Source organism: Nocardia sp. (assembly GCF_025465275.1).
Taxonomy (GTDB): domain Bacteria; phylum Actinomycetota; class Actinomycetes; order Mycobacteriales; family Mycobacteriaceae; genus Nocardia.
The window spans coordinates 1-12662 of sequence record NZ_JAODNK010000084.1 but is presented as its reverse complement, the minus strand read 5'-3'; the positions used below and the strand labels follow the sequence as shown (position 1 = coordinate 12662).

Here is a 12662-nt window from a genome sequence, read left to right as displayed (position 1 = left end):
CGGCGCGCCCGCTACTCGCCGTGGCTCTCTTCGAACTTGGACTTGAGTTCCGCCGCGAGTTCGGAGTTCTCGACCTCCATCTTCTGCACGTAGGCCACCGCGTCACCTACGGTGCGCAAGCTGGTCAGGTCCTCGTCCGGGATCTTGATGCCGTACTTGTCCTCGAGCTGGACGGCGATCTCCACCAGCGACAGCGAATCGATGTCCAGGTCATCAACGAAGGACTTCTCGATCGTCACCTCGGAGGCCTCGATACCGGTTACTTCCTCGACGATCTCGGCGATGCCCGAAACGATCTGTTCCTGCGTGGTAGTCATAAATGTTCCTTAGCTCGTTGTGCTGGATACCAGTAGTCCGTCTACTGAGCGCACCGCGTGGCCGGCAACCAGCATGTTCACTCAAACCAATTGCAGCTCAACGTCTTTTGCTCCGACTACCGCTGCCAAACATATAGACCGCCGTTACCGCGGCGAGACGGACGTCGCTACGAACCTACGTGAGAGTCTTTGTGGGAACCCTCCAAGAGGGAAGTCTCACAATGAATCACGGGCCGGATTGGTACTCAGGTATCGGCTCTGCTCAGGAGCGCTTCGGTGAGGGTGGCGAGGCGGTGGGCGTTCGTTGGGTCGAGGGTCGGGAGCGACAGGGGCAGGGGGCGGCTGCGGTCGATTGCGGTGAGGGGCTGTGCGGGTGGGGCGTCGACGAATGCGTGGAGGGGGTGAATGGCCTCGGAGACCGGCTGGGCCGAGATTCGGGCCAGGGTTCGAAGGAGGGTTCTGGTGAGGATGTTCAGACTGGAGAGGTCTCCACTGCGGGTGAATCCGGGGTGGTAAAGGACAAATCGCACTGTGCCGGGACTGGTTTCGGAGTAGGTGACGCCGAGTAGGTCGTTGGCGCGGCCCGCCTGTAGTTGGGCGCGCACCGCGCCGTAGTCGTGAGTCAGTTGGGGGTCGTCCCAGCTGATCGCGCCCTTGGTGACGCCGACTCCGGCAATGCTGACGATCACCGGGGTCTCGCTGCGCTCGAGGAGCGGAGTCAGTCTCTGCGACAGGAGATATCGGCTCAGGTAGTAGAGCGCGAAGGTGTGTTCGAAGCCGTCCACGGTCTCTGTCCGCCGCGGGCTGACGCGATTGGCGAACAGCAGTAACGCATCGACGGTGTTGTACCGCGCACGTACCTCGTCGATCACCCGCTCGATCTCCGCAATCGAACTCAAGTCAGCGCGCAGGAAGGTCAGGCGATCGGCCGCCGGACCTGCCGCAGTCACCAGCGATTCGCCCTTCCCACGGTTGCTGCCGATGGCGAGGACCGTATCGCCGAGTGAAAGCCGTTCCAGGGCGAACGCACGGCCCATACCGTCCGTACCGCCGCTGATGACAATGGTTTTGGACATTGTTCCTCCGCTACTCTCGGGTCGTACCTCGATCCTCGGCAACGACTGACAGTTGCGAAAGTAGGCACTTTCATGTCCGATACGCACACGAATGTGCCCTCGATGGTCGCGACGGAACTGCCCGCACGCGTACCCGTCGCCGAGCACGAGGCCTGCCCGGTCACCGACGTGCTGCGGCGCATAGGCGACAAATGGAGCGTGCTGATACTCGCGCTACTCGGCCGGCGCGACTACCGCTTCAATGAACTGCACCGCTCGATCGAGGGCATCAGCCAGCGCATGCTCACCCGCACCCTGCGCTCCCTCGAACAGGACGGTCTGGTGACCCGCACCGTATTCCCCACGGTCCCACCCACTGTCGAATACAGCCTCAGCCCGCTAGGTGAAACCCTCCTCACCCCGCTCTCAGCATTAGCCGACTGGGCCGTCACCCACAGCCCCGACATCACCGCCGCCCGCCACTCCCAGATCGCCGCTGCCGAAAGCTGATTCCGGATGCTCGCGCAGCCAGCACAGCACTTGCTCGGCGTGCTGGTCAGGAGGAAACACCGGGTAGAAGACATGCTCGATCGTCCCGTTCTCGACAATGAGCGTCATGCGCTTATAGAGCGATATCCCGCCGACATCGAAGGTCGGTATCGAAAGCGCCTTCGCCAGCAGCAGTCCCGGGTCGGACAGCATCGGGAACGGCAGATGCAGTCGCTCGACAACTTCCCGCTGATACGCAGAGTCCTGACTGGACAACCCGAACACCCGCTGCGCGCCGACGGCGACCAACTCTTTGAAGTGATCCCGAAAATCGCAAGCCTCAGTGGTGCAACCGCGAGCTCCCGGTATCGCATCCCACCCAGCGGGCAGATCGATATCCGGACGCCCGGTCATCGGATACAGGTAAACAACCGTGCGACCCGCGCCCAGCCTGCCGAGATCGATGGCCACATCATCGGTGCTGTCGAGAGTGAACGCCGGCAGCCGCAGGCCGGAAAGATGCGCCGCCGCACCATCATCAACCGGTACCGGCAGATCCGGCGGCAGCGTGACCAGATTCGCGGCGGATTGCGGTGGTTCAGCAACCGCGCTCTGACGATAGGCAGCGGTGCGCAACCGAATCGTCAAGACGTCCCTACGTTCTGTGAGGGCCGCGATTCGCTCTGTCAGGGTGTCGATCGCGTGCTGATACTCGGCTAGCGAAGCCGGACAATCGTCACCGTGCTCGCCGCCCGATGCCAGGCAATCGAGGAACGGCCGGGTCTCTTCGACCGGGATCCCGAGACGATTCAGTGTCCGGATCTCACGCACCAGGCGGACATCGTTCTCGCCGTATTCGCGATAGCCGCTGGTGTTGCGGGCCGGGGATACCAGGCCGAGCGCCTCGTACCTGCGGATCGCCTTCGGACTTACCTCGGCTGAGCGGGCAAGTTGACCAATTCTCACGAGGTGAACGTAAGCCCTGTCCCCGGGGGCAAGGTCAACCCAGGCGGCGGGGTCCGTACTGGTGGCCGAAGCCGCGGCGCCCGCGCAGGACTACGAAGAACAGCAGCGGGAAGATGAAGAACGGGACTATGTGCGTCGCTATGACGAAGGCTGTTGCGAACGCGAGGACCCCGACCAGGCCGATTGCCGGAAGCAGCAGGCGCGGATCGCGGCGGTGCTGAGCGACCGCCGGGGTGGGGACGGGCGCGGGTTGGGGGAGGTCGGCGAATAGGACGGTCAGTTCGTCGGTGGTTTTGGCGGCGTAGGCGCGGCCTACTCGGTCGTCGTATTCGTCGAGGTCCAGGCGGCCGGCGGCGAAATGCTTGCCTAGCGCCTCGGCCGCTTGTTCACGCTCGGCCGTGCCGACGCGCACGGCGGGCGGCCCGAACACCGCAGGGCTGGAATCGGTCATTTCTCAACCACCTCACCGGGGGAACAATCACGCTGTCAACCACAGTAGGCCGATTTTCGGCCGTTGGCCTGCGCCGCTGGTCGTATAAGGCGCTACGCCCATAGGCGTATGTCACGCGGCCCGGAAGGCTTTCTCTCCGACTCGGTCGGGGTCGGTGATGTGGGAGAGGAACAGGCGGGCGGTGGGGGTCGGGGTGCGGGTGGTGACGGCGTGCCAGGGGCGATTGAGGGGGGTGCCTTCTATGGGGAGCACTTCGAGGTGGTGGCCTGCCAGATCGTTTTCTATGGCATCGGAGTGAATGAGGGTGATGCCCAGGCCTTCTCGGGCGGCGGCCAGGGCGGCGCCGTGGGTGCCGAGAGTCAGTGTGGGCGGGCGGATTTGGAGGCGGTCGAAGAGGGCGAGGGTGGTGTCGCGGGTGCCGGAACCGGTGCCGCGCAGGAGCCAGGTGGCATCGGAGGGGTCGGGCCAGCGGCCGGGAGCGCCGACTACCACCAGTTGGCAGGGCCTGCGCGCACGGGTCACCAGGCCGGCCTCACGTGGTGGGCGGCCTGCTACGACGAGATCTGTTTCGTGGTGGGTCAATTCGACGAACAGCACATCGCGGGGCTGGATGGAGAAGCCCAATTCGATGTCGGGGTAGCGGTTTCGGAACGAGGCCATCAGGCGCAGGAGGACGAACTCGCCCGCCGTGGCGACCACCCCGATGCGCAGGCGACCGGTTTCGGCAGCCCGGACCGCATCCTGAGCTTCCTTCATCAACCCCAGGATGCTGCGGCAGTAATCGGCGTAGACACGGCCGGCTTCGGTGAGTGCGATACCCCGGCCGGATTTGGCTATGAGTTTAGCGCCCAACTGTTTTTCGATGTGCGAAACGGCCGCGGAGGCAGCGGCTTCGGTGATGTGCAACTGCGCGGCCGCGCGGCGGATGCTGCTGTGGCGGGCGACGGCGAGGAAGGTTTCCATGCGGACCGCGCTCACAGTACCCATCGTCAAACGGTAGCAAACACGACGAAATGGTTGAGGGAGACGAGAAACAATCGAATTGTTTGTCGATAACTCTGCCGTCATCCTGGGAATCGCAAGTGGCCCAACCCAGTTCGCAGGAGGAATGATGGCCGGATCTGTGGACGATCAAGACGGCGGACGCGGCCGATGGGATCCTGGCGTGCAGACGTACGCGTCGATGGGGTACTACGCGCCGGACTATCAGCCCAAGGACACCGATGTGCTGGCGGTGTTCCGGGTGACTCCGCAACCGGGAGTCGACCCTATCGAAGCCTCGGCGGCGGTGGCGGGCGAATCCTCCACTGCCACATGGACGGTCGTCTGGACCGACCGGCTCACCGCACACGAGCGTTATCAGGCCAAGTGCTACCGGGTCGACGAGGTGCCGGGCCGGCCGGGGGAGTACTTCGCGTACGTGGCCTACGATCTCGATCTCTTCGAGGAGGGTTCGATAACCAATCTGACCTCCTCGGTCATCGGCAATGTATTCGGATTCAAACCCCTGCAGGCATTGCGCCTGGAGGATATGCGGATTCCCGTGGCATACGTGAAGACTTTTCAGGGTCCTCCGCACGGAATCGTTATGGAACGGGAATACCTGAATAAATACGGTCGACCGTTGCTCGGCGCCACCGTGAAACCGAAACTCGGTCTCTCCGCACGCAACTACGGTCGCGTAGTATACGAAGCCTGTAAGGGCGGACTGGATTTCACCAAGGACGACGAGAACATCAACTCGCAGCCTTTCATGCGCTGGCGTGATCGCTACCTGTTCGCCATGGAGGGCGTCAACCGCGCCATCGCCGATACCGGTGAGCTGAAGGGCCATTATCTGAATGTCACCGCCGCTGACATGGAGGATATGTACGAGCGCGCCGAGTTCGCCAAATCCCTTGGCAGCGTGATCATTATGATGGATCTGACGGTGGGCTACACCGCCATGCAGTCCATGTCGAAGTGGGCACGCCGCAATGGCATGCTGCTGCACCTGCATCGCGCCGGGCACTCCACCTATACGCGGCAGAAGACGCACGGGGTGAGCTTCCGGGTGCTGGCCAAGTGGTGCCGGCTGATCGGTGTCGATCATCTGCACGCGGGCACCGTCATCGGCAAGCTCGAAGGTGATCCGCATACCGTGAAGGGGTTCTACGACACATTGCGCGACAACCACATTCCCGCGAATCCGCGCAATGGCATCTTCTTCGACCAGGACTGGGCGAGCCTGCCCGGAGTCATGCCGGTCGCCTCCGGCGGCATTCACGCCGGGCAGATGCACCAGCTGCTGGACCTGTTCGGCGACGATGTGTGCCTGCAGTTCGGCGGCGGCACCATCGGGCATCCGATGGGCATCTCCGCGGGCGCGGAGGCCAACCGCGTCGCCCTGGAGGTAGTGGTCAAGGCCCGCAACGAGGGACGCGACCTGCTCAAGGAGGGTCCGGACGTGCTGCGCCGTGCCGCCGAGACCAATCGCCCGCTCGCGGTCGCGCTGAAGACCTGGGGTGATGTCACCTTCGAGTACACCTCGACCGACGCCCCCGATGCCGTGCCGACCTCCACTCGCTGAACGACTATCTCGACGAAAGCCAGGTAACCGCAATGCATCTGCGTCACGGCACCTTCTCACACCTACCGGACTTCACCGACGCCGATATCGCCGCTCAGGTGCGCTACGCACTGCTCAACAACTGGCCGGTCTCCATCGAGTACACCGATGACCCGCATCCGCGGAACATGTACTGGGAGATGTGGGGCCTGCCGCTGTTCGATCTCGATGAGCCCGACGGCGTGCTCGCCGAGATCAATGCCTGCCGGGCGACGTTCCCGCGCCACTACATTCGCGTCAATGCCTATGACGCGTCGTACGGCCGGCAGACCACGGCGCTGAGCTTCCTCGTGCAGCGCCCGGCGGATGAGCCCGGCTTCCGCCTTGATCGCACCGAGGGCGCCGACCGCAGCCAGCGCTACGGCTTCCACCCCTATGCGCTGGACGCCCGCCCCGGCGAACGCTACAGCGGCTGAACGGGTTTCGACGGTGAGCACACCACGCCCGGCAGAGCCCGGTGTCCGCGGGCCTGCGGCGGGAAACTCGGCGAACGGGTTCCAGATGCATCGGCCCGGGGCCACGAACCCCGGACCGGTGCACGGGTCGGCCGCCGGCGGTCCCCGGCCGGAGGATGTGGCGGCCGATCTCCTCGCCGACGACGCCCTGCTGGATCTGTCCAGCGATGTCGCGGGTAAGGATGTCGAGGACACCCTCACCCGGCTCGACGCCGAGCTGGTGGGGCTGGCGAACGTCAAACGCCGGGTGCGGGAGATCGCGTCCCTGCTGCTCATCGACCGCGCCCGTGAGCGCTTCGGCCTGCAGGCCACCCGGCCGACCATGCATATGAGCTTCACGGGCGGGCCGGGCACCGGGAAGACCACGGTCGCCCTGCGCATGGCCGAGATGCTGCACGCGCTCGGCTACATCCGCACACCGAAGGTGCACACCGTCACTCGTGACGATCTGGTCGGCCAGTTCATCGGCCACACCGCGCCGAAGACCAAGGAAGCCCTCGCCAAAGCCGCCGGGGGCGTCCTGTTCATCGACGAGGCCTACTACCTGTTCCGGCCGGAGAACGAGCGCGACTACGGGCAGGAAGTCATCGAAATCCTGCTGCAGGAGATGGAGAACGAGCGCACCAGCATGGTGGTGATCTTCGCCGGCTATCCCGACCGCATGGAGACGTTCTTCTCCGCGAATCCGGGCCTGTCCTCCCGGGTGGCGCATCACATCGAGTTCCCCGACTACACCCACGACGAACTCCTGGCCATCGCCCAACTTATGGTGGCCCAGGAGAACTTCTCCTTCGATGATGCTGCCACGCAGGCCTTTTCGCGCTACCTCGAAATTCGCATGACCCGCCCCCGCTTCGCCAATGCCCGCAGCGTGCGCAACGCCCTCGAACGCTGCCGCCTGCGCCAGGCCAAACGCCTCGTCGAATTGCACCGGCCGCTGAGCCGCACCGATCTGATCACGCTGACCGACAACGACGTCTACGGCAGCAGCGTGTTCGCGGACGCCCCCACAGCGGAGGTGGCCGACTCGTGAGGAAATGAGCAGGCGTATGCCCGAAGGTATGAAGACACTCACCCGCTACACCATCGAGCAGGAGCATCGGCATCCCGGATCGTCCGGGGAATTTTCGGCGCTGCTGAATGTGCTGGCTACGGCCACCAAAATCATTGCCAATCAGGTGATGCGGGGTGCGATCGTGGGCTCGCTCGGCTCGTATGACGCCGACAATCTGCCGGTGACGGTGCATCGGAGGATGGATGCCATCGCACACGACATCATGGTGTCCGAAAGTCAGTGGAGTGGGCCGCTTTCGGCGCTGGTGTCCGAGCAGATGAGCGGATTCCACGCGGTGCCCGCGGAGATCCGGCGGGGGAAATACCTGCTGGCCTTCGATCCGCTGGACGGGTCCAGCAATATCGATGTGAACCTGCCGGTGGGAACGATATTCAGCGTGCTGCGGGCGCCGGAGGACGGGCGGGCCGCGGCCTCCGAGGACTTCCTGCAACCGGGGGTGCAGCAGGTGTGCGCGGGGTTCACGCTGTACGGCCCGGCGACCATGCTTGTGCTCACCACCGGAAACGGTGTGGACGGGTTCACGCTGGATCGGGAGGTGGGGGCCTTCGTGCTCACGCATCCGCGGATGCGAATCCCGGACGACACTTCGGGATTCGCGATCAATGCCGCCAATGAGCGCTTCTGGGAACGCCCCGTGCGGCGCTATGTGCACGAAGCGCTACAGGGTGTCGAAGGTCCGCGCGGACGGGATTTCAATATGCGCTGGGTGGCCTCTCTGGTGGCCGATACCTTCCACATCCTCACTCGCGGTGGGCTTTATATGTATCCGCGCGACACCCGGCACCCGGCCCGCCCCGGCCGGGTGTCACTGCTCTACGGCGCCAACCCGATCGCCTTCATCGTCGAACAGGCCGGCGGGGCCGCCACTACCGGACACGAGCGGGTACTGGAGGTGCAGCCGGGGGAGCTGCACCAGCGGATCCCGTTCATCTTCGGCTCGCGCAACGAGGTCGAGCGCATCGAGCGCTATCACGCCGAACCGGACGAGGGTCCTATTTTCGACGCCTCACTGTTCGGCAGCCGCTCGCTGTTCCGCTCGGCAGGGCGCTGATCCGGCGCGAAAGTCGCTGTCCGGCAATCGAGGAGGTGCCATGTCGGTCAAACATCCCGTCGTCGCGATCACCGGGTCTTCCGGTGCGGGGACGACCAGCGTCACGCGAACCTTTCAGGAGATATTCCGGCGCGAGGGAATCAATGCGGCCATCGTGGAAGGGGATTCGTTCCATCGGTTCGACCGCAATGCCATGCAGCTGGCCATGGCAGAGGCCGAGCAGACCAATAATTCGCAGTTCTCGCACTTCGGGCCGGAGGCGAATCTGCTCGGCGAGCTCGAGACGCTCTTTCGCGACTATGGGGAAACCGGGGTCGGGCCGGTGCGGCGGTATCTGCACGACGATGCGGAGGCCAAACCCTATGGGCAGCCGCCTGGAACGTTCACGCCGTGGGAGGAGCTACCGCCGGGCAGCGATCTGCTGTTCTACGAGGGACTGCACGGTGCCGCAGTCACCGAGGGCATCGATGTCGGCCAGTACACCGATCTGCTGGTCGGAGTGGTGCCCATTATCAATCTGGAGTGGATTCAGAAGGTGCACCGGGACAAGACCGAACGCGGCTACTCCAGCGAAGCGATCATCGACACCATCCTGCGCCGCATGCCCGACTATGTGAACCATATTTGCCCGCAGTTCTCCAGGACCTATGTGAACTTCCAGCGAGTACCGACGGTCGATACCTCGAATCCGTTCACCACCCGCAGCATTCCGACCGCGGACGAGAGTTTCGTGGTGATCCGCTTCGCCGATCCGAAGGTGATCGACTTTCCGTATCTGCTGTCCATGCTGCACGATTCGTTCATGTCGCGGCCCAATAGCGTGGTGGTGCCGGGCGGGAAGATGGACCTGGCGATGCAGCTGATCTTCACCCCGCTCATCCTCCGTTTGATGGACAAGCGACCCAAACGACTGCGCTGACAATGTTTTCTTCTGAAATACAAACCGGCGGCTGCCCTGTAAGGACAGCCGCCGGAATGAAAATCGGAACTCAGAGAGCGTTCGGAACCCTGCCGGCACCGCTCTTGACCTGGAAGGCGCTGACCATCTCGAAGATTCCGATGAAGATCAACCACCAGCCGGCCACCAGCGTCAGTGCGACGATGGAGTGGAAGGGTGCCGCGATCAGCCAGCCGCCACCGATGACCAGCACAACGCCGAAGAAGATCGCCCAGCCGCGGCCGGGCATTCCGTCGAGCGACAGTCCGGTGATCAGTGTGCTCACACCGCGGAAGATCCAGCTGATGCCGATCCAAATGGCCAGCAGCAGAACCGCTGTCGCTTCACCCTGGTCGCGCCAATTGTGGAAGCACAGGAAACCCAGGACGAGCGTCAGGATGGCGGTGATGAACCCCAGAATCCGCATTCCCGCGCTGAGGTGGACAGCGAATGCGGCAATGAGCTGGAAGAGGCCGGACACCACAAGATAGATGCCGAAAAGTACGCCTGCGACAAGAATTGTCTTACCGGGCCAGGCGAGGATCAGGATGCCCAGCACCACCGAGAGGAGGCCGGTCACCAGGATCGACTGCCACGCACTTCGGGCCAGAGCGTGGACCGGCCCTTCGGAAACTTCCTCTTTGGTTGTCATGCTCGCGAGGATATGCCCAGTTCGGGCGATTTGCGGTGTATTTGCTCGGTGTGGTGCACGGTTGTGATGGTCACGCCACGCCGTCGCCTCGGCGTTTCGGCTTGTGGCGCACCCATCGGGGATCGACCCACCACGTATAGGCCGCGACGATCGCCGAGCCCGCCAGCGCGGCATCGAGCATGTTCGAGCCGTCGACAACCAGGCTGATCAGCCCGCCGATGAACGCGCCGAGCGCGAACGAGGTGTACTGCACCGCATAGCCGAGCCAGTCGCGGGCATTGCCACCGCCGGCCAGATGCCGTTCCAAGCCCTGAGCGAATTTGACCAGGGTGCCGGTGACGTAACTGACCGGAATGGAGACCTCGCCGTTCTTTACGAACGAAGTATTCAACGCGCCCATACCGAACGCCACGAACAGGATCTGCAACAAGCCGATTCCGCGCTCGCCGAGAATATCGTCGGACACGACCGCGCAGAGCAGGGCGAAAGTCGTCAGCATGGTCGCACCGTGCGGGTGATTGTGCCACCAGAAACGGCGGCACAGCGAGGCGATGAAGACGCCGAGTAAGAACGAGACGATGAGCATGATGGCGCCACCCGCAAGGGTGTGATCGCCGGAGAAGTTGCCGATGATGGCGCGCTCGGTATTGCCGGTCATGAAGGTGACGAAGTATCCGGCGGAATGGGTGTAGGCGGCCGCGCCGATGTAGCCGGCCAGGATCGACAGGACCGAGGACAGGCGCATCTCCAGATCCCAGAAGGGGCTGGGTGAGACATCCTCGAGGGGGGTCATGGCAACAGGCTAGCAACCGAATTGGGACTACCGGGGGAGGTGAATTCGCGTCTCGAAACTCGGCTCCTCGCGGCTCCACGGGGTTGCGGTACAGTACTGATGTTAACCGGAATTCACATCCGGTTGGGCAGGCACGAACAAGGAGAAGCCATGACCTCCGCCGTCATCGTAGACGTCGTCCGCACCCCCTCCGGTAAGGGGAAATCCGGTGGTGGACTGTCGGAAGTACATCCCGCCACACTGCTCTCCGGGGTGCTGGAAGCGCTCATCGACCGCACCGGCATCGACCCCGCACTCGTCGACGATGTGATCGGCGGTTGCGTCACGCAGAGCGGTGAGCAGGCCTTCAATATCTCGCGTACCGCGGTGCTCGCGGCGGGTTTTCCCGATGCGGTCCCCGCCACTACCGTGGACCGGCAGTGCGGATCCTCACAGCAGGCCGCGCACTTCGCCGCCCAGGGCGTCATCGCCGGGGCGTACGACATCGCCATCGCCTGCGGCGTGGAATCCATGTCGCGAGTGCCCATGTTCTCCAATGCCCAGGGCAAGGACGCCAATCGCGGGCCCCTCGCACACCGCTACCCCGACGGGCTTGTGCAGCAGGGTATTTCGGCCGAGGTGATCGCCGCTCGCTGGAAGTTCGACCGCGCCGCACTCGACGATTTCGCGGCTCGCTCGCACCAATTGGCCGCTGCGACTGCGGCATCCGGTGGTTTCGACAATGAAATCGTCCCCGCCGGCACGCTGACCGCCGACGAAACCATTCGCCCCAGCACCAGTGTCGAAGGCCTGTCCGGCCTGAAGCCCGCGTTCGTGGACGCCGAATTCAAGGCCCGCTTCCCCGAAATCGAATGGTCGATCACGCCCGGCAACTCCTCACCGCTGACCGACGGCGCGTCCGCGGCGCTGATCATGAGCGAGGAGAAGGCCGCACAGCTCGGCCTGAAGGCCCGCGCCCGCTTCCATTCCTTCTCCGTCGTCGGCGACGACCCGCTGCTCATGCTGACCGCCGTCATCCCCGCCACCCGCAAGGTCCTCGCCCGCGCCGGCCTGACCATTGACGATATCGACGCCTACGAGGTCAACGAAGCCTTCGCCCCGGTCCCACTGGTCTGGGCACACGAACTCGGCGCCGACCTCACCAAACTCAACCCCCGCGGCGGCGCCATCGCCCTCGGCCACCCCCTCGGCGCCTCCGGCGTCCGCATCCTCGCCACCATGCTCAACCACCTCGAACAAACCGGTGGCCGCTACGGCCTCATGACCATGTGCGAAGCAGGCGGCCTCGCCAACGCCACCATCATCGAACGCCTCTGACCTAGCGTACGAATGGCCATGCACCGCAGGTCAGTTCATTCTCACCACCACCTTGCCGAACGGCCCGCGCTCGAGATGATCGAGCGCGGCGGGCAAGTCGTCCAGCGTGTATTCGGCTGCGACCACCGGTGTGAGGCCGGTGCGGTCGACCGCCTGGACAAAATCTTCGAGTGCCCGCCGATGACCGACCTGGATACCGTCGATCGTCAGTTTCTTGCGGGCCAGGTGGGCGATCTGACCGGAGACCTCGTAGCCGGCCAGGATGCCGACCAGTGACACCCGGCCACCCACCGCCGCGGCCTCCAGCGAACGGTTGAAATGCGCGCCGCCGATGATCTCGAGGATGTGGTCGGCGCCCCGGTCATCGGTGCGGTCGTACACGGCCTCGACCCAGTCCTGCGAGATCCGATTGATCCCGTGTGTAGCGCCGAGTTCCCGCGCCCGTGCCAGTTTGGCGTCGTCACCCGAGATCACGATCACCTCGGCGCCGTGCGCG

At 64.1% G+C, this 12662-nt stretch carries 15 protein-coding genes; 7 read left to right on the top strand and 8 right to left on the bottom strand.

The genetic code is table 11. The features are described from left to right. Positions 1-11 precede the first annotated feature (11 nt). Positions 12-317 carry a meromycolate extension acyl carrier protein AcpM gene (gene acpM, locus JWN03_RS19955; RefSeq protein WP_297617023.1) on the bottom strand — a complete coding sequence of 102 codons (306 nt, stop codon included), beginning with the start codon at positions 315-317 and terminating at the stop codon, positions 12-14. 245 nt (positions 318-562) lie between these two features. Next, positions 563-1393 (bottom strand): SDR family NAD(P)-dependent oxidoreductase, encoded by an 831-nt coding sequence (locus JWN03_RS19950; protein WP_297617020.1) that lies wholly within the window; start codon positions 1391-1393, stop codon positions 563-565. A gap of 72 nt (positions 1394-1465) precedes the next feature. On the opposite strand from JWN03_RS19950, the gene JWN03_RS19945 reads away from it, so the two are divergent. Then, positions 1466-1882, top strand: coding sequence for a winged helix-turn-helix transcriptional regulator (locus JWN03_RS19945; RefSeq protein WP_297617018.1), 417 nt, complete (start codon positions 1466-1468; stop codon positions 1880-1882). Here the strand turns inward: JWN03_RS19945 and JWN03_RS19940 are convergent. The 3 genes from JWN03_RS19940 to JWN03_RS19930 all read right to left on the bottom strand — a co-directional run bounded on the left by JWN03_RS19940 (position 1805) and on the right by JWN03_RS19930 (position 4265). Further along, entirely contained in the window at positions 1805-2827 is a 1023-nt protein-coding gene (locus JWN03_RS19940; RefSeq protein ID WP_297617015.1) for a redoxin family protein, read from the bottom strand. The two genes, JWN03_RS19945 and JWN03_RS19940, sit on opposite strands and share 78 nt — an antisense overlap. A gap of 34 nt (positions 2828-2861) precedes the next feature. Continuing rightward, positions 2862-3278, bottom strand: a complete 417-nt coding sequence (locus tag JWN03_RS19935; RefSeq protein ID WP_297617012.1) for a DUF1707 SHOCT-like domain-containing protein — start codon at positions 3276-3278, stop codon at positions 2862-2864. Between the two features lie 111 nt (positions 3279-3389). Further along, entirely contained in the window at positions 3390-4265 is an 876-nt protein-coding gene (locus JWN03_RS19930) for a LysR family transcriptional regulator (RefSeq protein ID WP_297617009.1), read from the bottom strand. A gap of 124 nt (positions 4266-4389) precedes the next feature. Here JWN03_RS19930 and JWN03_RS19925 point away from each other — a divergent pair, with 124 nt between their 5' ends. Genes JWN03_RS19925 through JWN03_RS19905 form a run of 5 tightly spaced genes read left to right on the top strand, consistent with a single transcriptional unit; the run spans position 4390 to position 9386 of the window. After that, complete coding sequence (locus JWN03_RS19925) at positions 4390-5847, top strand: form I ribulose bisphosphate carboxylase large subunit (RefSeq protein ID WP_297617007.1); 1458 nt, start codon at positions 4390-4392, stop codon at positions 5845-5847. Between the two features lie 32 nt (positions 5848-5879). After that, the gene (locus tag JWN03_RS19920) at positions 5880-6302 is read left to right on the top strand and encodes a ribulose bisphosphate carboxylase small subunit (RefSeq protein WP_297617004.1); all 423 of its coding nucleotides are present in this window, start codon (positions 5880-5882) and stop codon (positions 6300-6302) included. Between the two features lie 13 nt (positions 6303-6315). Continuing rightward, positions 6316-7374 (top strand): AAA family ATPase, encoded by a 1059-nt coding sequence (locus JWN03_RS19915; RefSeq protein WP_297617001.1) that lies wholly within the window; start codon positions 6316-6318, stop codon positions 7372-7374. Positions 7375-7390: 16 nt separating this feature from the next. Beyond that, positions 7391-8467, top strand: coding sequence for a class 1 fructose-bisphosphatase (locus tag JWN03_RS19910; protein WP_297616998.1), 1077 nt, complete (start codon positions 7391-7393; stop codon positions 8465-8467). A 40-nt stretch (positions 8468-8507) separates the two neighbouring features. Continuing rightward, positions 8508-9386, top strand: coding sequence for a phosphoribulokinase (locus JWN03_RS19905; protein WP_297616995.1), 879 nt, complete (start codon positions 8508-8510; stop codon positions 9384-9386). Positions 9387-9456: 70 nt separating this feature from the next. Here JWN03_RS19905 and JWN03_RS19900 read toward each other — a convergent pair whose 3' ends face one another. Beyond that, entirely contained in the window at positions 9457-10056 is a 600-nt protein-coding gene (locus JWN03_RS19900; RefSeq protein ID WP_297616992.1) for an HdeD family acid-resistance protein, read from the bottom strand. A 70-nt stretch (positions 10057-10126) separates the two neighbouring features. Beyond that, a complete protein-coding gene (locus tag JWN03_RS19895) occupies positions 10127-10849 on the bottom strand; it encodes a YoaK family protein (RefSeq protein WP_297616989.1) in 723 nt (240 codons plus the stop codon). A gap of 150 nt (positions 10850-10999) precedes the next feature. Between JWN03_RS19895 and JWN03_RS19890 the strand changes: the two genes are divergently transcribed. After that, entirely contained in the window at positions 11000-12166 is a 1167-nt protein-coding gene (locus JWN03_RS19890) for a thiolase family protein (RefSeq protein ID WP_297616986.1), read from the top strand. 30 nt (positions 12167-12196) lie between these two features. Here the strand turns inward: JWN03_RS19890 and JWN03_RS19885 are convergent. Further along, positions 12197-12662 (bottom strand): zinc-binding dehydrogenase (locus JWN03_RS19885; RefSeq protein ID WP_297616983.1); only part of this gene is annotated, 466 nt, incomplete at its 5' end.

Excerpts from the sequence above, each read along its gene's own strand:
- JWN03_RS19945 (WP_297617018.1), top strand. The coding sequence starts at position 1,466 with ATGTCCGATACGCACACGAATGTGCCCTCGATGGTCGCGACGGAACTG.
- JWN03_RS19935 (WP_297617012.1), bottom strand. The coding sequence starts at position 3,278 with ATGACCGATTCCAGCCCTGCGGTGTTCGGGCCGCCCGCCGTGCGCGTC.
- JWN03_RS19895 (WP_297616989.1), bottom strand. The coding sequence starts at position 10,849 with ATGACCCCCCTCGAGGATGTCTCACCCAGCCCCTTCTGGGATCTGGAG.
- JWN03_RS19930 (WP_297617009.1), bottom strand. The coding sequence starts at position 4,265 with ATGGGTACTGTGAGCGCGGTCCGCATGGAAACCTTCCTCGCCGTCGCC.
- JWN03_RS19920 (WP_297617004.1), top strand. The coding sequence starts at position 5,880 with ATGCATCTGCGTCACGGCACCTTCTCACACCTACCGGACTTCACCGAC.
- acpM (WP_297617023.1), bottom strand. The coding sequence starts at position 317 with ATGACTACCACGCAGGAACAGATCGTTTCGGGCATCGCCGAGATCGTC.
- JWN03_RS19950 (WP_297617020.1), bottom strand. The coding sequence starts at position 1,393 with ATGTCCAAAACCATTGTCATCAGCGGCGGTACGGACGGTATGGGCCGT.
- JWN03_RS19905 (WP_297616995.1), top strand. The coding sequence starts at position 8,508 with ATGTCGGTCAAACATCCCGTCGTCGCGATCACCGGGTCTTCCGGTGCG.
- JWN03_RS19910 (WP_297616998.1), top strand. The coding sequence starts at position 7,391 with ATGCCCGAAGGTATGAAGACACTCACCCGCTACACCATCGAGCAGGAG.
- JWN03_RS19900 (WP_297616992.1), bottom strand. The coding sequence starts at position 10,056 with ATGACAACCAAAGAGGAAGTTTCCGAAGGGCCGGTCCACGCTCTGGCC.
- JWN03_RS19890 (WP_297616986.1), top strand. The coding sequence starts at position 11,000 with ATGACCTCCGCCGTCATCGTAGACGTCGTCCGCACCCCCTCCGGTAAG.
- JWN03_RS19925 (WP_297617007.1), top strand. The coding sequence starts at position 4,390 with ATGGCCGGATCTGTGGACGATCAAGACGGCGGACGCGGCCGATGGGAT.